Genomic DNA, 19837 nt, shown 5'->3' with positions numbered 1-19837 from the left:
AGTTAGACAAATTGTTTGTTTCATCTAAATAAATTATGCCCCTATGAAGACCTTAACATGGATGTTTTTGGCAGCATGCTCCTCCCTCCTGCTCCTGCCTGCTTGCAATTCTGAGCAAGCCATTCGCCTCGATCCGACGCCTATGCCTCGCCAAGCTCGCCAGTTTGTCCGCCTTAAGATCGAGATGCCTAACGCCCTGGAGGTGCGTTCGCAGACAACTGACCCGATGAAAGTGGTTCAGTCGCTTCGTCTACTCTTCTATAATGCGCAGAGCTCGAAGCTGGAGCATGTCCGAGAGGTCGCCCCGACGGCTCTCTCGGATCTTGTCCTATCTCTGCCGAAGGATGACTATAAACTTGTTGTTATGGGTAATCCGACCCCGGAGCTTAAAGCACTGACGATGCCCGGTGCCTCCCTCGATCAGTTAAGCAAGCCTCAGAATATCAAGGGATCAGCCTTCTATATCGAGGATCTCTCCACTCAGACAGTCAAGAGCATTGCCTTGCTCAATGAGCAGGGAGCAGTCCATGTCCCCTCCTCGGCCTTCTCCCTTCAGGCCAAGGATGCTCAGCCTCAGCCTGCGATTAGGCTCGAAGCGGCCTTGGCTCGGGTATTGGTATATGGAACACCCAAGCTTGTCGGAGGACGAGCAGGGCAAGCCTCGGCCAAGTTCCTCATCAATAGCCTAGCTCGTAGGGTTGCTCCGCTGCGCCCTCTTGGCTTGTTATCCTCTGGAGAGCCCGAGCAGGTGGGCGATGGCAGTGCTACGAAGGATCGCTATGCCTCGGGCGAACTCTTCTCTGCTTGGTCTCCCTCGGTTAGTCTCTCGACCCTAATCGCCCATCATACCAAGAGCACAGCCTCCCATGCGGGTAATTGGGCTGAGGTGAAGCCTAGCCTCGATCAAGCTCAAGGGACAATAGCCCTTGCCAACTACGCTAAGGAGAGCGTCCTCCCCCCTGCAGCCTTTGTAGAGGGAGCAGTGCCCTGTGTAGTGCTCTCCTATCCCTTCATTCCTGAGACACTTACCCTAGAGCAGGGTGAGGGCTGGGTCAGCTATCAAGGGCATTATTATGGAGAGCGAGCACTCAAGGCGATGATCAGCAGTGGTAACTATTCTGGGGACGAGGCTCTGCGTACAGCCGTCCAGCAGGCCGGTTTATCTGAGACGAGCTTTTCTGAGGCTTTTGAGAGAGAGGGGATTAGGTTCTATAAGAATGCCTTGAGCTATTACCTCGTCTATATCCGCCACTTCTCCGACGAGCAAGCCCCTCTGATGCATTCGGCTGGTCGCTATGGGGTGGTACGCAACAATGAATATCGTCTTCGTTTGTCCTCCATCAGTGCCCCCGGTAGCCCCGTCTTCCCTGACCTATCAGAGCGTCGGACGTCGCTCGCAGACCTCCACAAGCTGAAGCCTGTGGTAGAGGTCCTAGACCCAACCATTCGGGAGCAAGAGATAGATCTTTAGTGAAGAGAAGGACTAACCCTCCCCTCGTGCGAGGGGAGGGTTAGTCCTTCCTTTGTAGGGGTTACTCTCGAGATTTTGCTTGAGAGCTATGAGGCTCTATCGAGCTCCAACTAGCGGAGCATCTCTCGGTACTTGCGGTCTACCTCTCTGCGAGCCTCTTCTGTAGGGGCGAAGGCCTTGCTCTGACGCATGTGCCCCATAAGCTCCTCCTCAGACTTGTGCTCCATCTTGGGGACAAAGACATTCACATTGACCAGCAGGTCTCCTCGGCCATAACCATTGACCTCGGGCAGCCCCTTGCCTCTGAGGCGAAGGATCTTGCCAGGCTGCGTCCCTGGTTCGATGCGCAGACGGGCCTTGCCATCGATCGTAGGGATCTCGACCGTAGTGCCCTCGATGGCATCTGGGATCGAAACCAGTAGGTTATAGATGAGGTCATTGCCGTTGCGGATGAGGTTGGGGTCTTCCTCCTCTGTGATCACGACCAGGAGGTCGCCAGGCATCCCCCCGTGTGGGGCTGCATTCCCCTTACCTGGTACAGTGAGCTGCATCCCCTCGGCCACACCTGCGGGGATGCGAAAGCTGACAATCTCCTCGCCAACCTCCGTCCCTCGACCATGACACTTGGAGCAGGGCTTGGTGATCACCTCTCCCTGGCCATGACAGCTGGGGCAGGTCGTTTGGCTCTGCATGGGCCCGAAGAAGGTGTTTTGCATTTGGGTAATGACCCCTCTGCCCTGGCACTTGGTACAGGTTGAGCGGCCATCCCGCTCCGTCGTCCCCTCTCCGTGGCAGGAAGAGCAGTTGATGTGCTTCTTGACCTTGAGCTTCTTCTCAACCCCCTTCTCGATCTCCTCGAGGTTTAGGCGTACACGAGCCCGAAGATCTGAGCCTCGTGCCATGGGGCGTCCACCACCCTCGAAGCCACCAAAGCCCCCGAAGAGATCGCCGAAGCGGCTGAAAATGTCCTCCATCGACATACCACCACCATAACCACCACTGGCAGCACTGCTCCCTACACCAGCATGGCCGAAGCGATCATAGCGGGCACGCTTGTCTGGGTCGCTGAGCACATCGTAGGCCTCAGCAATCTCCTTGAAGTGCTCCTCGGCCTCCTTATCCCCGGGGTTCTTGTCGGGGTGATACTTGATGGCTAGCTTGCGATATGCCTTCTTGAGGGCATCGTCGTTGGCATTACGATCGACGCCTAGGATCTCATAATAGTCTCTTTTGGTTGCCATATTAGTCCTCCTCTCCCTATTATTGTCCGACGACTACGTTGGCGTGTCTGATGACCTTGTCGTTGAGGGTGTACCCCTTCTTGACGCAGTCCACGACCTTACCCTTGAACTCCTCTGAGGGAGCAGGGATAACAGCAATGGCCTCATGACGCTCTTCGTCGAAGGTCGCCTCTATAGTCTCAATCTCCTTAACCCCTTGGCGTTGCAGGTAATCGACGAATTTGCTATGGATGAGCTTAATCCCCTCACGAAGGGCCACCAGATCATCCGTACGCTCGATATTTTGCAGAGCAATGTCTAGGTCGTCGATCACAGGCAAGAGCTCGAGCAGAACCTTCTCGCCACCATTGCGGATGAGCTCGCTCTTCTCTCTGAGGGTGCGCTTGCGGAAGTTGTCGTACTCTGCCATCAGACGCAGGTGCGCATCCTGTAGCTTGGTCAGCTCCTCCTCAGCAGTAGGTGTTTGGGGGGCTTCGCTGGCCTCTGCCTCATTGGCCTCTGTGCTCTGACAGTCTGTCAGCTGAGTAGGCTCTTGTTGCTGTGCTGGATCTGTCAGTTGCTCCTTGTTTTCTTTAGTCATAGTTATATTTATATCTTTTATTTTCAGTTTATTATTTCTTATTTCTCGAGTAGAGTTTCGGTCGATCTCTTTTCTATAGAGCAAATATGATACCAACCCGCTCAGCTGACAAAAAGAGATAGGGTACAGAAGAGCCACCTAGGCCCTCTGCACCCTACCTCTTGGGGGGGCGGACTAGCTGCTCAGGCTATTTGTTACAGTGGTTGAAGAAGTCAATAGCTTCGAGCTCCGCCTTGATCTGTGCCTCCTCCTCGTCGGTGATGTTCATGAAGGGCTTGCGGTTAGGCCCTAGGTCTAGCCCAATGAGCTTCATGATACGCTTGCCCGCACAGATATTGCCTCGGTACTTGGCGATGACGTCGATGACATCCTGGGCGTAGTTTTGCAGTCTGCGAGCCTTGTCAATATCCCCAGCCTTCCAAGCCTCGAGGATGCCATTGAGGCAGATCGCATTGTAGTTGGTTGTCCCACCGATACCGCCCTGAGCTCCGCCCATCACTAGAGCCGAGAGGATGGTCTCATCCTGACCGTGGAGCATATCATACTTGCCTCCCTTGTAGCGCATACAGCGGTTGTATTCGTAGAGGTGCTCGTAGGTGTACTTGATCCCTGCGAAGTTGGGGATGCGCCCATCTACGGCCTTGAGCAGGTCTAGCATCGAGAGGTAAGCTCCGTTGAAGACAGGGATGTGGTAGTAGTAGAAGGGTAGCGAGGGGGCTGCGGCGGCCATAGGCTCGATGTACTGGACGAGCTGCTCGATGCTTCCCATCTTGGGGAAGGGGGTTGCCATAGCCCCGATGCCCCAGGCCCCGATCTTCTCGGCATGGGCTGCCAGGCGCACACTAGAGGTCAGAGAGGTGCTGCCGACGTGTACGATGACCTTGAAGCCCTTGGGGGCAACCCGTACCCACTCTTCGGCCAGCTGCATACGCTCCTCTTCGCTGAGCATATAGCCCTCGCCCGATGAGCCGTTGATGAATACCCCCTTGAGGCCTGAGCGAACGAGGAGGTCGCAGTAGGCGGGGATCGGAGCTAAGTTCACATTGCCCTCGGCATCGAAGGGCGTAAAGGGGGCGTCGATGAGCCCAATAATCTTTTCCATTATCTTAATTAGTGATTAGTGTTTGTTTTTGGATGCTTGTGCAGAGGCCTAGTCGGTCATATTGTCTGTCTGAGGGCGTAGTAGCAGGAGTTGAATGATGACGACGATGGCGATGGCAACAGCCATGGTGGCGAAGTCAGAGCCGAGATTGTTTGTATCCTGGCTCTTGCCCAGTGCTTGCGTGATATAGCCCCCGGCGATAACGCCGCTCATATTCATCAGCCCATAGGCCGTAGAGCGGTAGCGAGAGGGGAAGAATTGGCAGAGGATGGGCATATTGTTTGTATCGAAGAAGCCTAGTCCAAAGCCAAAGAGGAAGCCTCCGCCCACTACGGTTACATACGAATGGCCGAAGCCCAAAAGGAGCAGGGCGGGGATCATCATCCCGAGCCCGATGGCAGAGGTATAAACACGCCCCTTGACATTGACCTGCGCCCAGCGGTCGCTGATCGATCCTCCGACGAAAACCCCAATGAAGCAGGAGAGGGCGATCGTAGCCGTCGAGATAGGGCCTGCGAGGGTCATTTCGATGCCAAGGTTCTGCTCGAAGAGGGTCGGCAGCCAGTTCTTCGTAGCCCAGCCTGGCAGGCTAGTGGCGGTGAAGAAGAGCAGCATTCCCCAAAAGGGCAGCGAGCTGAAGATGCGCCCGAAGCTAGCGAACATTCCCCCGAGAGAGCTTTGCGCTCGAGCCGAGGAGCCCTGTCGCCCTTCTCGGCCTGGCACCTCGTGCAGGAGGAAGATGAGTACGAAGGCATACAGCGTACCGAAGAGCCCGAAGTAGAAGAAGGTATTCTGCCAGCTCAGTTGTTCCGAGAGTAGAGCTCCGAAGCCGCCCAAAGCCTGACCGACGTAGAGCCCCGTCATGTGTACCCCAATGGCTAGAGAACGGCTACGCCCCGAGTGGAAGTCGGCGATCAGTGCCAGTGCTGCAGGGATATACATCGCCTCGCTGAAACCCATGACCATACGCAGGGCATAGAGGGTCGAGAAGTCGTGTGTGTAACCCATGAGCAGAGTTACCGTAGACCAAACGAAGAGGCTTGCAACGATGAGCCACTTGCGGTTAATGCGGTCTGCAATGAGGCCTGCGAAGGGGCTGGCCAAACCATAGATCCACATGAAGGCGGCCATCAGCACGCCAAACATCTCTCCAGACTCTAACTCCTTGATATCTACACTCATGGCGGACTTCATCGTCGAGAGCATTTGTCTGTCCATGTAATTGAGCAGGGCTACGACCCAGAGTAGGCCAACGACGACCCAGGGGTAATACTTATTATTTCTCATCGCTATTAAAGGGTTGATAGATAAACTGCTTTGATTAGTTCTCTACTGCTCAATCTCCCACTGCTCGAGCAGGAGCTGCTGTCCGTCCCACGAGGCATAGGAGTTATAGTGCAGCCAATCGCCTAGGATCATCACCCGACGATCGCCTCTGAGAGAGAGGTCGAGCATGAGGTGTCTGTGGCCGAAGAGGAAGTAGTCGATCTCGGGCCTCTCCTGGGCATAACGCTTGGCTTCGAGGACGAGGTGCTCCTGCTCGAGATCGAAGTACTCGTTGTGGTAGGCATGGGGAATGCGCCCGAGAGTTTGCTTGCGCAGGCCCTCTCGGCGGCTCTTGAGAGACCAAGCCATAGCCAGCCCCACAGTCCATCGAGGGTGTATTGCCGAGTAGAGGAGGCGGCAGGCAGGGCTGCGGAAGATGCGATAGATAAGCCGATCCTTCCACGCTAGCGAGCAATACTCCTCATCCCCGTGTGCTAGGCGGAAGGTTTTGCCCAGGATTTGGACAACCTCTGAGCGGTGGTGAATCACCGCTCCGATCTCCTGAGTTAGGTAGTCCGAGAACCAAACGTCGTGATTGCCCGCAAAGAAGTGGATCTCTATCCCCTCGTCGCTCATCTGGGCAATTTGTCCGAGGAAGCGAACATAGCCCCTCGGCACTACAGTCCGATACTCAAACCAGTAGTCAAACATATCCCCTAGAAAGTACACCGCTTGGGCACTGGGGCGAATATGTTCGAGCCAGCGAACGAGCCGACGCTCCACCCCTAGGGGGTAGGCATGATAGCCCGAGCCCAAGTGGGCATCGCTGGTGAAGTAGACTTTGCTGCGCATAGTGGCTCGTTGTGTCTCGGAGGGCTAGAGGAAGCCGAGCTCTAGGAGGGCCTCCTCGCTCATCATATCTTTATTCCACTCTGGTTCGAAGGTCAGGTTGATCGCCACACCCGTTACCCCGTCTACGCTCTCGACCTTCATCCTCGTGTCTTCGACGATGAAGTCGGCAGCTGGACAGTTGGGGGCTGTCAGAGTCATCGTAATAGTTACGAACTTGTTGTCGTCTATATCTACGCTGTATATGAGTCCCAGGTCATAGATATTCACTGGGATCTCGGGGTCGTACACTGTACGGATCATCGAGAGGATATCCTCCTCCATCTTGAGATATTCTTGCTCCATCTTGTTCTTGCTCTCTTGGGGCAGGCCTACGAAGCCCCCCTTCGCAGGGCGAAGATACTAAAACAAAACAAATTCCCCCTCTGTCCGTCGGCTGATAGCCTGGGGCAGAGGGGGAATTGTGCTTTGCACTCTAAATGATGAGGGCCTATTTGGAGAGAAGCTCCTTGATGCCCCCGAGGGAGCTCAGCACGCCGCTGGCTTCGTAGGGTAGGTAGATGGTCTTGTTGTCCTCGCCACTGGTCATCTCCTTAAGAGTCTCGAGGTAGCGAACGGCGATGAGGTACTGGCTGGGGTTAGAGCCCGAGCCTGCGACGGCACTGGCGATCTTGCGGATGGCCTCGGCCTCGGCCTCGGCGGTCAGGAGTTTGGCCTCAGCCTCAGCCTTGGCTGCTAGGACTTGTGCCTGACGAGCACCCTCAGCCTGGTTGATTGCCTCCTGCATGCGTCCCTCCGACTCACGGATCATAGCCTCCTTAGCCCCCTCGGCGTTGAGGATTTGGGCGCGCTTGTCTCGCTCTGCACGCATTTGCTTCTCCATAGCGTCTCTGATGTCTCGAGGGGGATTGATGTCCTGTAGCTCTACTCGGTTCACTTTGACACCCCACTTGTTCGTGGCATCGTCGAGGATGGTGCGCAGCTTGCTGTTGATCGTGTCTCGGCTGGTGAGTGTCTCGTCGAGATCCATCTCTCCGATGACGTTACGCAGCGAGGTTTGGGTGAGCTTCTCGATCGCATCGGGGAGGTTTTGGATCTCATACATGGCACGCATCGGGTCTACGATTTGGAAGTAGAGGATGGCATTGATCTCCGTAACGACGTTGTCCCTGGTGATTACACTCTGACGGGCAAAGTCGTACACTGTCTCACGCAGGTCAATGCGATCTACGTCTGAGAAGCGAACGAAGACCTCCCCCTTGGGCCCTGGATAGGTGAAACGCCAGCGCATGGGGCGAGGTTTGTCGATGAAGGGGATGATGATATTGACCCCAGAACCGAGTGTAGATGAATAGCGACCTAGACGCTCGATGATCATGGTCTGAGATTGCTGCACTATCTTGAGCGACTTGCTGATGACCACGATGGCCAGTAGGACGATGGCCAGTAGGATGATAAGAGTTGGGTTCATTGGTGTGTGAAGTTAAAATTGATGCTGAATGTTTCGGTAATCTCCTGTTCTGAGAAGGCCTCAGACCCTGCGGACGAAGAGGATAAGGCTCTCCTGGCGAACGATCTCTACCGTGCTGCCAGCCTCTATAGCCTCGCCACTCTCGGAGCGTGCCTGCCACACATCGCCATCGATGGCGACGAGGCCCGCCTGTAGCCCCCCAGCGATGCGCTCACGGACGATCACCGACCGTCCAAGGAGGGCATCGACGCCAGTCTTGGGTTTCTCTCGGCCTCTATTGAGCTTGCGCAGGAAGGGGCGCAGCAGTAGGAGCGCAGCAAGGCTCGCAAGGCAGAAGGTTAATACCTGCCACAGCAGATCCAACCCTAGCCATGCAGGGATAACGGCAACGAATGCCCCCACGCCGAAGCAGGCGAGGATGAAGCCTGGGGTGAGCACCTCTAGGGCACAGAGTACAACCCCAAGGAGTAGCCACATCTCTACGGGGGAGAGTGTGGCGATCAAACTGTCTAGTAACATAAGCCGAACATGAATGGTAATACGACAATATAGTCCCACGATGAGGAGCATAGATCTATACCCCAAAGATAAATAATTATCGTATATCCTCGCGCCCCAAGCTACCTCTTTTACTGTACCTCTCCGCCGAGAGCCATTTTACGGCTGCCCCGAGCTCCCTTGACGGGACTGCCCGACAGCATCTCGACTAGCTCTAAGTAAAAGAGTCGAGGAGCTCTCGGTTGGCTCTCTACCGATCCTTTCCCTGCTCTTCTGTTGCGATCCTATCATCCTCTCGTTAGAGGCTTAAGTAGGAGCTCACTCGAGCTCCTACTTAAGCCTCCATGTCGATCCTATCTAAGCCTCTCTTGCAATCTTACTACCCTCTCATTACAAGCTCTTATCTTTATAATATTTAATGTTTGTTGATGGGAATGTTAGCGAATATTTTTATTGTGTTTGTTTTTATGGCTTATCCTTAACGCTGCTTAATGCTTCGAATGGAATGTTGGATAAATATTCCTTTGTGAGAAATAAAATTGTATCTTTGGAGGTCAGTTCACACTGAATTTGCATAAAGTTATGAAATATCATCAGCTATGGAAACGAACAAAGAGCGTAGCAAAGTAATAGACTATACTGCTCCTAAGATTGATATCATCGAGCTCAAGGTCTTACCCCTCCTACAGGCTTACTCCACACACCAAATTTCAGACCAGTGTGTTGGGTTTGAGAATATGGTAGAGGGAGAGGAGTGGATCAGTGATCCCGAGGCAGATACGTTCTAAGCTCGCTACGCTTGCAGTAAAAAACTCAGTTACTTAAGACTATGAAAAAGTATGTGATCATGCTGGCGGCGATGCTTAGCCTCGTCGCTGCGTGTAAGAAGAAGGGCGATGAGCCCCAACCTACCCCTAACCCAACCCGCAAGATCTCGGGGACGGTAGAGCTCGAGGAGCACCAAGTAGAGTTCTTTGCCTCTGCGGATAATTCTCGCCTTGATCAGTATGTGAATGAGGACGGGACGATTGCCTCGCCTTTCTTTTCTGGCCGTAACATCGCAGCTTGGTTCTTCGTCCGTGGGGATGTCGAGGAGGATCTGCCCTCGGGAGGGGGAAAACAAATCCGAACAGTGCGTCTCGGCCCACAGGGCAATGGGATGCTGCCCGTCCCTGGCGGACGCGCCCGCTTTTCAGGAACCTTGAAGACCCCTAAAGGAGCTAAAAATCTGAAAATCTCCGCTATTATCACTCATGAAGTGCCTCGAAATGACCAGGACAAGGATGCTAGGAAGTTTGTCAACATGATCTTTAAACCAAACCCTGCCACTAATGACCCGATAATGCCTAGCGTTTGTTATTTCAGCACAATGCCAAACAAATTTATACCCAGTACAAATTCATTCTACGGAACTATTGCTGCTCCAGAAACTTTGCCTAATGGGCAGAAGATCGTGCGTACGAACATTCCTTACATCGTCTTTCAGAGGCCCTTTAGCTTTAAGATCGTTGGAACGCATGCTAGTGGCCAGCCCTTAAAGAAGATGATCATCGACAATGGCCCTGGAAGTTCTTCCAACAATTGCCTTATATTTAGGCCTAGCGGCATGCTCTTGAGATTGCGGGTAGAGGAGAACCCGTATGCTGAAGATTTGCTATTGAAGGATATACAGATATATTCTAATACTATGTCGGATGATTGGCACTATAACTTTTACAAGGTTGATGAGATCAATGCTGGGGTGAATGAAGTAGGGCATCGGAACGCTGTGTCAGGGCAATTGAAAGAGGGGTATTATACCCACATTTCTATGTACAATCAATCTCCGAACGTGAAGAAATATTTCAGAATTGTCGAGAAAGATCCTTCGGGAGGGGGCTACAAGGAGCAGCCCTATAAGATCCCTCCTGGTGGTAAGAGCCCTTGGTACTATCTTTGGGTGATGCCAGCTATTGATGGTTATGCACCTCCCTCTGCTGAAGGAGGTGCTGTCGAAGCTTCGGTAAGCATCAATACTGATAGGGGGCGTTTTAAGGCTTTTCTGAGTCGGTCAAGAGGCCAAGATAAGATTGGCTCGGTCGTTCCGATGAAGCTAAAATTCCTTAGATGTAAGAATTTTAATAATAATCTTCTGCCTCTCGACTATGTGGCTGATAAGAATTTGGCTAGATCGGAGAGTGGTCAGTGGATGATCGATGGAGATAATGACAATCCTCGCAGTGGAGGTACAGACAATCCGAGAAACCAGCTCTTCCACGCTTCCCAAGTCCACAGTTTCTATTCTACCGCTCCTGTGGAGGGGCGCACTATCGATGGTCAGAAGTACTATCTTCCTACCCTAGCAGATTGGAGTTGCATCTTTCCCTCAAAACTGCAGAAGCTTCCAACAGACTCTGAGGTCGTCTCCGTCAAGGATGATATTATAAGAGTCGGAGGCCCTTGGGGGATTGAGTTTGAGAAGCCCCTAGATAAGGGTAAGCAGAATGTATTCATACCTAAATATAGAAGTCTATTTATAAGGTCAGATAACGGTAATGTCTATGCACTGCGCTTGATTGGTGGGGAGAACTGTCACATGCTGGCCTATCGTTACGTCTTCAAAGAGTTTACTCCCCAGTCCCCTACGACTGCCTATCTTAAAGTTAAGTCTCGGTTGGTTGGCCGAATTATTGGCCATTTCTCTGATGAGAATGAGGCTAATATTCATCTCATAAAGTATCTGAAGAATACGGTCGCCAAAGATGCATTTTGGAATGCAACAGACCCCAATATCAAATACTCTCGTGAGATCCAGCTCCCAGCTAGGGGGCTACTCGAAAGAAGGGCCTTATCCAGCAGTGTGTATGACCCATTCGAGGATACCTATCACCCCCAAGATCCACGTTATTATCATGACGGCAAGGTTGGCTCGTATATTGTTGCTGACTCTGATACTGGAAGTAAACCGTCGAGGTTCTGTGGATGGGCTCACTCTTCATCTTTCGCACCAGAGGCTAACGTAGCCCCCAATGTCGTTTGGTTAGGCTTCCAAAGCAAAGTTATAGATTCAAGGATCAAAGGATCTGTGCGCCTCTTCATGCAGGATCCGCCTGTACCAACTCCTTAATCTGTTGGGAGGCGGATGTCCATAGGAATGAGGGGCATCCCTCTGCCCTCAGCATCTGAAAGCGATCTGCTCCCTGGCTTGTGCGTGCAGCACAGCCAGGGAGCAGATCGCTTTATGGGGTAGCCTTCGTGAGCGAGGGGGCCAAGCGATAGACCTCTAGAGGTGTCTAGATGCGGCTAAGTGCATCTAAGTCGAAGCCCCTCGCCTCCCCTTCGCTACCTTTGTCCCAGTCTTCTGATCGCCCCCTCTCTAGCGAGCTAGACACCTTGGTCCGATAGATGGAGGGGGGCTAGAGGACAGCCCCCTCGAAGCCACCCATTCGTAGGTGCTCCGAGGGGTTTTGGCTTGCTCCTCTTTTGTCGCTCGGCTTAGAGATCGCTGAGCTCGATGCTGTGGGGTTGAGGTCGCTTGAGCTTCGCCTCCTTGTAGAGAGCTCCGACGGCCATTTTGAATACCTTCTTGCTCATGCCCGTCAGACGGTAGATGTCCTCGGCAGGGCTTTTGTCTCCGATCGGGAGGCTTCCACCGTGCTGGCGGAGTAGTCGGAGTAGCTTTGTCGTCTCGCTGTTCATCTTCTGATAGCCCACGGGGCGTAGCGAGAGGTCCAGCTTGCCGTCCTCTCTGAGGCGTACGACATAGGCCGAGAGCTTCGCCCCTCGATGTGGTGGTAGGGGGCATTCGTCCTCATAGAGGATGCCCCAGTGCTGATCCTCGACGACGACACGATAACCGACATCGTTGCGCTCGACCACTAGGGCCTCGACCTCTTGTCCAGGCTTGTGTCGAGGCATGGTCGTGCCGATATGTTTGGAGAGCTTTGCCGAGCCAACGATCTTGCCGCTCACCTGGTCGATGTAGGCATAGATCGGATAGCTGTAGCCCTCTCGCATACGTGCTGCACCCTCGGCATAGGGGATGAATAAGTCTCGGTGTATGCCCCACTCGACGAAAGCCCCCGCCTGGCCTACTGAGACGCACTCAAGGCAGGCCACTTGCCCCACTTCGATGAGGGGGCTCAGGGTTGTGGCGATGAGGCGACCTTCGTTGTCATGGTAGACGAAGGCCTCGATCGTGTCGCCAACGGCTGCGCCCTCGGGTAGGTAACGCTTGGGCAATAGGATGCCCGCCTCATCGCTCCACTCGAGGTAGGCCCCGATGGAGACCAGGCGGAGGAGCTCCAGTCTGTTAGTTCGCCCGAGGAGGTATGGGCCCTTGTTTGGATCTGTAGACATGTTATTGGGTAACAGGGGTGATGTAGGAGGCATCCCTGATCTCGGGCATGACCTCGATGCGGTAGCGCCCCCCAGGACGTTCGATCTCGATCAGGAGTGGGGCGTCCGTATGCTCCTGGATCCAGGGGCGGAAGGAGAAGAGGTAGGCGAAGAAGGCATTGTCATCCTGTCGCTCGATCTGTCGTGCGATCTCTGTGTAGGCCTCCTTGGCCCATGGAGCTAGCCCCTGATCTCCATGAGGGGTATTGTAGAGAGGGGCAGATTGCTCTCTAAGCGGCTTCGTCTCCTCAATGAAGCTCTCGTAGGCAGCGAAGAGGGCCTCGAGGCTCTTGCCCTCCAGGCGACGCCCGTTGATCGAGCGGATCACATCCCCAGGGCGGATGCCTGCTCGTGCGGCAGGTGAGTCTAGATCCATGTCGATGATTTGACTGAGATTTTTACGGTTGAAGATGAGGCCAGTGTACTGATAACGCAGCGTTTGCATGAGGTAAGTCGTCTGTCCTTGTGGCTCACTCTTGGGCGAGAAGCGCAGCATTGTAGGGAGGCTATGGCGAGCGTATTCGACGAGGTTGAGAGGAGCAGAGAGCCGTTCCCTAGCCTCTACCCTCCAAATCGTTTGCTGGGTCGTATCGGGGCGGACAAAGGTGATCCCGAGGGAGAGCTGGTAACGGGCTAGAGCATCCGGGCTATTAGCCTCGAGGAGTGGTAGAGGGTCGATCTCCCTCGTTCGGGTATTGAACCTCCAGCTGTAGGGCTTGCCTGCTGAGCTATAGGTGCTATCGCTCTCCATGGGGTTAAGGCTATAGTCTGTATAGATGAGCATATCGGGGCTGTCGATGGTCTCTCTGAGTCCCATCTTCGAGAGGATCTCTCCGATGAGCCCATTGAGCTCTCGGTCTATGGCTTCGCTTTCTGCGGACGAAGGGGCGAAGGCATAGGTTCTAAGGCTGCCAGGCTCGATCATGGAACTACTGCTGTAGGTGTAGGGATAGCCCCCAAGTAGCATGCGGGTGTCCTCGACGCTGTAGTGGGCGAATAGCTGTGCTAGATCCTGCTCCGACAGTGAGCCCAGAGGACGGCATGAGCGTTGGAGCAGGTAGCTCTGCGCCCCTTGAGATAGGCTGGTCGCTTCGAGGACGTGCTCTCGTGAGGGGCTCTCTAGCATGGCATATACCTGCTCGAGGGTCAGCCCCTCGGTGGCGATGCCGTCGATCTGCTTGACGATCGATCCAATGGCTAGCCCTGAGTGTTCGGCTGGGCTATAGCGATCGATCGAGGTGATTATGGGCAGGCCATAGCCCCAGTGCTTGTCCTGGCTAATCTCGAGTCTGAGGCCATGGTAACAGAGTTGTAGGCGTTCGGCCGAGGCCGACCAAGTGGGTAGGCCGACCAGTAGGATGCAGATGATGCGAAGAAATAATTGTTTAATAGTCATTTCGTATAGTCGGATAGTTGTTGGGGTGTATGGGTTACTCGAGTTCGCTAAGCTGCTCGAGGGTGAGGCGGATGGCCTCTCGAGTAGCCTCCTGGCAGATGTGGCTGCGTGCCCCATTTAGGCGCAGGGCGTGGGCAGTTAATCCTCGGGGGGTATAGAGCCCGATCCATACGAGTCCGAGCTCTCCCTCGGGGGCGGTTGGCCCAGCGTAACCCGTCGTGGCGATAGCTAGGTCGCTCCCGAACAGTCTCTGAGCTCCGAGTGCCATAGCCTCTGCGACCTCCTGGCTAACTGCACTGTATAGCTTTAGATCGTGGGCCGAAACCGAGAGTAGATGACATTTGACCTCGTCCTGGTAAGCGACTACCCCCCCACGCATATAGCTCGAGGCATTGGGTAGGCTGGTGAGGGCTGCCGAGAGTTGCCCGCCGGTACAGCTCTCAGCGGTGGCGATGCTGAGCCTTTGTCTCAGCAGTAGTTCATGCAGTCGGTGCAGCTGATCGGCTTGTCTCATCTCTCTCAAGCTACATGGTTACTCGGGCAAAGGGCACGGCATCTAGTGGGCATCGCTCGCCAGCGATGTAGCTGAAGTAGCCATTCATCGCTACCATGGCGGCATTGTCTGTTGTGTAAGCGAACTTGGGGATGAAGATCTTCCAGCCGTAGCGACGGGCATGATCTTCGAAGGCAGCCCTCAAACCTGTATTGGCCGATACTCCGCCAGCCAAAGCGATTTGCTTAATGCCGAGATCCTTGGCAGCCTTACGGAGCTTCTTCATCAAGATCTCGATGACGGTGGCTTGCAGGGAGGCGCAGAGGTCAGCCTTACGTTCCTCGATGAAGTTGGGGTTCTGAGCTAGTTCGTCTCTTAGGGTGTAGAGGAAGGAGGTCTTCAGTCCGCTGAAGCTGTAGTCGTAGCCTGGGATATTCGGCTTGCTCAAGGCGAAGGCTTTAGGGTTGCCCTCATGGGCGAGACGATTGACTACAGGCCCTCCTGGGTAGCCTAGGCCCATGACCTTAGCGCATTTGTCGAAGGCCTCGCCAGCAGCATCGTCGATCGTCTGCCCTATGATCTCCATGTCATTGGCTGCCCGCACGAGGATGATTTGCGAATTCCCACCTGAGACGAGCAGACAGAGGAAGGGGAACTTGGGAGCATCATGCTCCTCACCTTCCTCAGTGATGAAGTGGGCTAGCACATGGGCATGTAGGTGATTGACCTCGACCATGGGTTTGCCGAGCGAGAGGGAGAGTCCTTTGGCGAAGTTTGTCCCTACGAGCAGCGAGCCTAAGAGGCCTGGCCCTCGGGTGAAGGCAATTGCATCTATATCCCCTAGGGTGAGACCTGCACGGCGAACGGCCTCGCTAACTACGGGGACAATGTTCTGCTCGTGAGCCCGTGAGGCCAGTTCGGGGACTACCCCCCCGTAGGCTGTATGCACAGCCTGCGAGGCAATGACGTTGCTTAGGAGCTTATTGCCTCGCAGCACTGCGGCCGAGGTGTCATCGCACGAGCTCTCTATGCCGAGGATCACTATATCTTGATATTCTGAGGTCATGAAGGTTTTGTGGTGAATGGTGTTTGACGAGGCTTATTCCTTAAGCCTTAGCCGAGTTACCCCTAAGCTCCTCCGAGAGTAGGGCTACGATACGTTCGGTAGCCCCAGCCTCTCGCTGGACGTAAGCCTTCGCCGCCCTCGAAGCCCTTGACCTATAAGCCTCGTCGCTGATGAGGCGATCCAGTCGATGCCCTAGGCTCTTAAGATCGGTGATAACGAAGGCTGCCTTCTGCTTGATCAGGTCGCTTGCCTCTCGAAACTTATGCATATGAGGCCCCATGATGACCGGGAGGCCGTAGGCTGCCGCCTCGAGGGTATTGTGTATCCCTCGGCCGAAGCCTCCGCCGATGTAGGCGATCTGACCATAACTATAGAGCTTGGACAGATGCCCGATCGTATCGACGATGAGGCAGCTTGAGCCTTGGCTTACCTCACCTGAGAGCCACTGGCTGAGCAGGGTGTAGGGTCGATCAAGACGGGCCGTAAGGGCCTCTAGATGATGAGAGCTGGGCTCGTGTGGGGCGATGATGGCCGAGAGCTCAGGGTGTGTATTGAGGTATGCGACGAGCAATTCCTCATCCTTGGGCCATGTACTGCCCGCTACGAGTAGATGCTTCTGTGCCGAGGCCCAGTCGGTCAGCTCGTTGGTTAGCCCCGTCTCTGAGCTCTTGCTGAGTGCGAGCACTCGGTCGAAGCGAGTGTCGCCCGCCACACACATCCTGTCGATCCCTCGCTCGCGCAGCAGGCTCGCCGAGGTGCTGTCCTGGACGAAGATGTAGTCGAAGAGCTTGAGCAAGGTCAGATACCACCTGCCCCAGGGCTGGAAGAAGAGCTGATCCGAACGGAAGATCGCCGAGACAAGGTAGATGGGTACATCCCTCTTGTGCAGCTCATGCAGCATCGTAGGCCAAAGGTCGTACTTGACGAAGATCGCCATCTGAGGGCGAGCCTCATTGAGGAACTCCCGAACTCTTCGCTTAGTGTCCAAGGGGTAATAGACTACCGCATCGGCCCCTGCATAGTCATGCCGCTTGTTGTAGCCCGAGGGACTGAAGAAAGAGAGCAGGATCTGATGTCCTGGATGCTCGGCCCTTAGAGTCTCGAGTATGGGGCGACCCTGCTCGAACTCCCCGAGCGAGGCGACGTGCATCCAAATGACTGGACGATCGGGGTCTAGCCTGGAGTGCATCCGAGCTAGTGTCTCTCGTCTACCACGTACGATCTGACGGGCCTTGGGGTGCAGCGGTGCAATGCCCCTGAGTATGCCTCCGTAGAGGTATGCTGCCCAATCGAAGAGGATGCGCATTAGCCCAAGACTTGGATGGCATGCTGGAGGCGAGCGATGGTCTCATCCCTGCCCAGCAGTGCTGTGATGTCGAATATATGTGGCCCTCTTGATGCCCCGACGAGGGCCAGGCGGAAGCAGTTCATGACAGCCCCGAGGGACAGCTCCGAGGTCTCGATCCATTGCTTGACAAGAGTCTCAGTCTCGAGGCTAGGAAGCTGCTCGCCCTGCTGGCTTAGCAGAGCGATGAGGGCCTCGAACCATTGCTTGCTCTCGGGCCTCCACCGCTTGGCAACCGTCTTCTCATCGTAGGAGGTAGGGGCTAGGAAGAAGAACGATCCCTGCTCCCAAAGCTCTGGAATGGTTTGGCTGCGCTCACGCACCAGCTCGATCACTCGGGCAGCATAGCTCTCTGTGGTCTCGATGCCCTGCTCTCGGATTAGAGGCATGAGCAATCTAGCTAGACGTTCAGGGTCGGCCTGCTGTAGGTAGTGATGGTTGAACCATCGCCCCTTCTGATAGTCGAAGCGAGCCCCGGCCTTGCTGCATTTGTCGAGCTTGAAGTGGTGGATGAGCTCTTGCATGCTCATGACCTCATCATGCTCGTTGCCGGGATTCCATCCCAGGAGCGCAACGAAATTGACCAGTGCCTCAGGCAGGTAACCGGACTCCCTGTAGCCCGAGGACACCTCGCCTGTCTTGGGGTCTACCCAGCGGAGAGGGAAGACTGGGAAGCCAAGGCGATCTCCGTCTCTCTTGCTGAGCTTGCCATTGCCATCGGGCTTGAGCAGTAGGGGTAGGTGAGCGAATTGGGGCATCGTATCCTCCCAGCCAAAGGCCCTGTAGAGCAGCACATGCAGAGGTGAGCTGGGAAGCCACTCCTCGCCTCGGATCACGTGGCTGATCTGCATGAGGTGGTCGTCTACGATGTTGGCTAGGTGATAGGTAGGCAGATCGTCTGCACTTTTGTAGAGTACCTTGTCGTCGAGGATGGAGCTGTTGAAGCTTACCTCGGAGCGAATGATATCCTGGACGATGATCTCTTCGTTGGGCTCGACCTTGAAGCGAACAACGTATTGCTCTCCCTCCTGGATGAGCCTCTCGACCTCCTCAGCTGCTAGGACGAGAGAGTTGCGCATGGATAGGCGAGTAGAGGCATCATACTGGAAGTTGGGGATGCTCTGACGCTTCGCCTCCAGCTCCTCGGGGGTGTCGAAGGCAATGTATGCTCGTCCAGCCTGGAGCAACTGATCTACATGTGCTCGGTAGATCTCTCTGCGCTCGCTTTGGCGGTAAGGGCCATGAGGACCGCCGTAGCTCACCCCCTCGTCGAACTTGATCCCGAGCCACTCGAGCGATTCGATGATGTACTCCTCTGCTCCTGGGACGAAGCGTTGGCTGTCTGTATCCTCGATACGGAGGATCATATCGCCTCCGTGGGCTTGGGCAAATAGGTAGTTGTATAGGGCAGTGCGTACCCCACCGATGTGGAGGGCACCTGTAGGACTAGGGGCAAAGCGCACCCTAACTCTTCTTTGGCTCATATTGCTCTTGAGTGGGTTGATATTATCCGTGAAGCGGTCTCTTCGTAGGGCCGAGGGGTGTATCTCACCCATGGGCAAGCCCGATCGGGAAACCATCTACAAAGATAGTCGATTTCCCCCCGCTTGTCAAGCCTCCCGACCTTCCGTGTCTTTGGGCGGATGAAAGGCTTGAGGTTTCCTATTTTCCTCCATAAAAGCTATATTTGTCCTTCGGAAACAATAGAGAATATCATCATGCCAAGGCCCTCGACAAAGGCGGATCTAGTCGCCTCTAGTAGTCAGCAATTTGAGAAACTCCTTACCCTCATCAAGAATATGGGGATAGAGCGTCAGAATGCGAACTTCCCCGAGGCGATAGCCCTAGCAGGCAAGGAGGCTCACTGGGGGAGAGATAAGAATTTGCGTGATGTGCTTATTCATCTGTACGAGTGGCATCAGTTGCTATCCCGTTGGATCAAGGCTAATAGGGGAGGCGAGCATAGGCCCTTCCTCCCCGAGCCATACAATTGGAAAACCTACTCGGCGATGAATGTGGAGCTTTGGAAGAAGCACCAAGGCACTTCTCTCGGAGAAGCGAAGAGACTCTTCTCCTCCAGCCATCAAGAGATTATGTCCCTGATCAATAGCTTCTCGGACGATGAACTCTTTAGCAAGGGGGTATTCGATTGGACAGGGACGACAACACTTGGAAGCTACTGCGCTTCGGCCACATCCAGCCACTATGATTGGGCCTTGAAGAAGCTCAAGAAGTACATCAAGCTGCTAGAGGGCTAGCCTTGACCTTGCAGCTTCATGCGAGTGCGGTACAATCATCTTATCGAACCCTAGATTCAATCCCTGCGGTTGGATTGACGACTACTCTCCTTGTTCTAGGATTGAAATATGTCTCTGTACCAACAAAAAGGGAGGTGCTACGGGATAGTTTATACTTGATGAGGGATGTGTTCGAAAAATGAGTTGAACCCTCTAGATGTGAATAAGAAATATGCATGCACGAATAGATGGAAAATCTATCATTTATAGCATACTCCAAACTCGGATGAAAAGATAATCCTCGATATGTTCCTCCCCCCAAGCCTTTTGTTTGATCAAATCTAATCTTACCACCTAAAGACCATCCATCATTAGTTTCGTAGCGGATACTCCCCATAAGAGCGTATCTGTATCTGTCATTTGAAAAAGATTGATAGAGGCCCTC

The 19837-nt window shown here is 54.3% G+C and carries 18 protein-coding genes; 4 read left to right on the top strand and 14 right to left on the bottom strand.

The window, feature by feature from the left end; all coding sequences use genetic code 11:
- Window positions 1–43: 43 nt before the first annotated feature.
- Entirely contained in the window at window positions 44–1471 is a 1428-nt protein-coding gene (locus tag HQ37_RS02300) for an Mfa1 fimbrilin C-terminal domain-containing protein (RefSeq protein ID WP_081951728.1), read from the top strand.
- A gap of 110 nt (window positions 1472–1581) precedes the next feature.
- Here HQ37_RS02300 and dnaJ read toward each other — a convergent pair whose 3' ends face one another.
- The 8 genes from dnaJ to HQ37_RS02260 all read right to left on the bottom strand — a co-directional run bounded on the left by dnaJ (window position 1582) and on the right by HQ37_RS02260 (window position 8499).
- Window positions 1582–2712, bottom strand: a complete 1131-nt coding sequence (dnaJ, locus tag HQ37_RS02295) for a molecular chaperone DnaJ (protein WP_036879800.1) — start codon at window positions 2710–2712, stop codon at window positions 1582–1584.
- 19 nt (window positions 2713–2731) lie between these two features.
- On the bottom strand, window positions 2732–3298 hold the full coding sequence (locus HQ37_RS02290; protein WP_369794060.1) for a nucleotide exchange factor GrpE: 567 nt from the start codon (window positions 3296–3298) through the stop codon (window positions 2732–2734).
- A 181-nt stretch (window positions 3299–3479) separates the two neighbouring features.
- Window positions 3480–4394: a dihydrodipicolinate synthase family protein gene (locus HQ37_RS02285; protein WP_036879794.1), complete on the bottom strand. Its 915-nt coding sequence runs from the start codon at window positions 4392–4394 to the stop codon at window positions 3480–3482.
- Window positions 4395–4442: 48 nt separating this feature from the next.
- Window positions 4443–5681, bottom strand: coding sequence for an MFS transporter (locus tag HQ37_RS02280; protein ID WP_036879791.1), 1239 nt, complete (start codon window positions 5679–5681; stop codon window positions 4443–4445).
- Between the two features lie 42 nt (window positions 5682–5723).
- On the bottom strand, window positions 5724–6512 hold the full coding sequence (locus tag HQ37_RS02275; protein WP_036879788.1) for a UDP-2,3-diacylglucosamine diphosphatase: 789 nt from the start codon (window positions 6510–6512) through the stop codon (window positions 5724–5726).
- Window positions 6513–6536: 24 nt separating this feature from the next.
- Entirely contained in the window at window positions 6537–6854 is a 318-nt protein-coding gene (locus HQ37_RS02270) for a metal-sulfur cluster assembly factor (RefSeq protein WP_036879784.1), read from the bottom strand.
- 145 nt (window positions 6855–6999) lie between these two features.
- On the bottom strand, window positions 7000–7980 hold the full coding sequence (locus HQ37_RS02265) for an SPFH domain-containing protein (RefSeq protein ID WP_036879780.1): 981 nt from the start codon (window positions 7978–7980) through the stop codon (window positions 7000–7002).
- Between the two features lie 60 nt (window positions 7981–8040).
- Window positions 8041–8499 carry an NfeD family protein gene (locus tag HQ37_RS02260; RefSeq protein WP_036879777.1) on the bottom strand — a complete coding sequence of 153 codons (459 nt, stop codon included), beginning with the start codon at window positions 8497–8499 and terminating at the stop codon, window positions 8041–8043.
- Window positions 8500–9077: 578 nt separating this feature from the next.
- Here HQ37_RS02260 and HQ37_RS02255 point away from each other — a divergent pair.
- Both HQ37_RS02255 and HQ37_RS02250 read left to right on the top strand, forming a co-directional pair.
- Window positions 9078–9266 carry a hypothetical protein gene (locus tag HQ37_RS02255; protein ID WP_036879775.1) on the top strand — a complete coding sequence of 63 codons (189 nt, stop codon included), beginning with the start codon at window positions 9078–9080 and terminating at the stop codon, window positions 9264–9266.
- 41 nt (window positions 9267–9307) lie between these two features.
- On the top strand, window positions 9308–11584 hold the full coding sequence (locus tag HQ37_RS02250; RefSeq protein WP_036879772.1) for a hypothetical protein: 2277 nt from the start codon (window positions 9308–9310) through the stop codon (window positions 11582–11584).
- 368 nt (window positions 11585–11952) lie between these two features.
- Here HQ37_RS02250 and HQ37_RS02245 read toward each other — a convergent pair whose 3' ends face one another.
- The 6 genes from HQ37_RS02245 to gltX are packed head-to-tail and all read right to left on the bottom strand — an operon-like array spanning window position 11953 to window position 18639.
- The gene (locus tag HQ37_RS02245) at window positions 11953–12816 is read right to left on the bottom strand and encodes a S1 RNA-binding domain-containing protein (RefSeq protein WP_036879769.1); all 864 of its coding nucleotides are present in this window, start codon (window positions 12814–12816) and stop codon (window positions 11953–11955) included.
- Between the two features lies 1 nt (window position 12817).
- The gene (locus HQ37_RS02240) at window positions 12818–14251 is read right to left on the bottom strand and encodes a PDZ domain-containing protein (protein WP_036879766.1); all 1434 of its coding nucleotides are present in this window, start codon (window positions 14249–14251) and stop codon (window positions 12818–12820) included.
- Window positions 14252–14285: 34 nt separating this feature from the next.
- Complete coding sequence (locus tag HQ37_RS02235) at window positions 14286–14765, bottom strand: CinA family protein (RefSeq protein WP_036879764.1); 480 nt, start codon at window positions 14763–14765, stop codon at window positions 14286–14288.
- Between the two features lie 10 nt (window positions 14766–14775).
- A complete protein-coding gene (tsaD, locus tag HQ37_RS02230) occupies window positions 14776–15810 on the bottom strand; it encodes a tRNA (adenosine(37)-N6)-threonylcarbamoyltransferase complex transferase subunit TsaD (RefSeq protein WP_036879761.1) in 1035 nt (344 codons plus the stop codon).
- A 40-nt stretch (window positions 15811–15850) separates the two neighbouring features.
- Window positions 15851–17116, bottom strand: a complete 1266-nt coding sequence (locus HQ37_RS02225; RefSeq protein WP_036879756.1) for a 3-deoxy-D-manno-octulosonic acid transferase — start codon at window positions 17114–17116, stop codon at window positions 15851–15853.
- Window positions 17116–18639 (bottom strand): glutamate--tRNA ligase, encoded by a 1524-nt coding sequence (gene gltX, locus HQ37_RS02220; protein ID WP_036880211.1) that lies wholly within the window; start codon window positions 18637–18639, stop codon window positions 17116–17118. The genes HQ37_RS02225 and gltX overlap by 1 nt, the downstream gene beginning before the upstream one ends.
- A 234-nt stretch (window positions 18640–18873) precedes the next feature.
- Between gltX and HQ37_RS02215 the strand changes: the two genes are divergently transcribed.
- Window positions 18874–19413 (top strand): ClbS/DfsB family four-helix bundle protein, encoded by a 540-nt coding sequence (locus HQ37_RS02215; protein WP_036879753.1) that lies wholly within the window; start codon window positions 18874–18876, stop codon window positions 19411–19413.
- Window positions 19414–19837: the final 424 nt, after the last annotated feature.

The organism is Porphyromonas sp. COT-239 OH1446 (genome assembly GCF_000768875.1).
In the GTDB taxonomy this organism is placed as follows: Bacteria; Bacteroidota; Bacteroidia; order Bacteroidales; family Porphyromonadaceae; genus Porphyromonas.
Note: the sequence above shows the minus strand (reverse complement) of the source record. Positions and strands in the feature narration are given on the sequence as shown.

Coding starts and splice junctions, on each gene's coding strand:
- dnaJ (WP_036879800.1), bottom strand. CDS start 2,712: ATGGCAACCAAAAGAGACTATTATGAGATCCTAGGCGTCGATCGTAAT.
- HQ37_RS02215 (WP_036879753.1), top strand. CDS start 18,874: ATGCCAAGGCCCTCGACAAAGGCGGATCTAGTCGCCTCTAGTAGTCAG.
- HQ37_RS02285 (WP_036879794.1), bottom strand. CDS start 4,394: ATGGAAAAGATTATTGGGCTCATCGACGCCCCCTTTACGCCCTTCGAT.
- HQ37_RS02245 (WP_036879769.1), bottom strand. CDS start 12,816: ATGTCTACAGATCCAAACAAGGGCCCATACCTCCTCGGGCGAACTAAC.
- HQ37_RS02300 (WP_081951728.1), top strand. CDS start 44: ATGAAGACCTTAACATGGATGTTTTTGGCAGCATGCTCCTCCCTCCTG.
- tsaD (WP_036879761.1), bottom strand. CDS start 15,810: ATGACCTCAGAATATCAAGATATAGTGATCCTCGGCATAGAGAGCTCG.
- HQ37_RS02275 (WP_036879788.1), bottom strand. CDS start 6,512: ATGCGCAGCAAAGTCTACTTCACCAGCGATGCCCACTTGGGCTCGGGC.
- HQ37_RS02280 (WP_036879791.1), bottom strand. CDS start 5,681: ATGAGAAATAATAAGTATTACCCCTGGGTCGTCGTTGGCCTACTCTGG.
- HQ37_RS02260 (WP_036879777.1), bottom strand. CDS start 8,499: ATGTTACTAGACAGTTTGATCGCCACACTCTCCCCCGTAGAGATGTGG.
- HQ37_RS02225 (WP_036879756.1), bottom strand. CDS start 17,116: ATGCGCATCCTCTTCGATTGGGCAGCATACCTCTACGGAGGCATACTC.
- HQ37_RS02265 (WP_036879780.1), bottom strand. CDS start 7,980: ATGAACCCAACTCTTATCATCCTACTGGCCATCGTCCTACTGGCCATC.
- gltX (WP_036880211.1), bottom strand. CDS start 18,639: ATGAGCCAAAGAAGAGTTAGGGTGCGCTTTGCCCCTAGTCCTACAGGT.
- HQ37_RS02235 (WP_036879764.1), bottom strand. CDS start 14,765: ATGAGACAAGCCGATCAGCTGCACCGACTGCATGAACTACTGCTGAGA.
- HQ37_RS02240 (WP_036879766.1), bottom strand. CDS start 14,251: ATGACTATTAAACAATTATTTCTTCGCATCATCTGCATCCTACTGGTC.
- HQ37_RS02250 (WP_036879772.1), top strand. CDS start 9,308: ATGAAAAAGTATGTGATCATGCTGGCGGCGATGCTTAGCCTCGTCGCT.
- HQ37_RS02270 (WP_036879784.1), bottom strand. CDS start 6,854: ATGGAGCAAGAATATCTCAAGATGGAGGAGGATATCCTCTCGATGATC.
- HQ37_RS02255 (WP_036879775.1), top strand. CDS start 9,078: ATGGAAACGAACAAAGAGCGTAGCAAAGTAATAGACTATACTGCTCCT.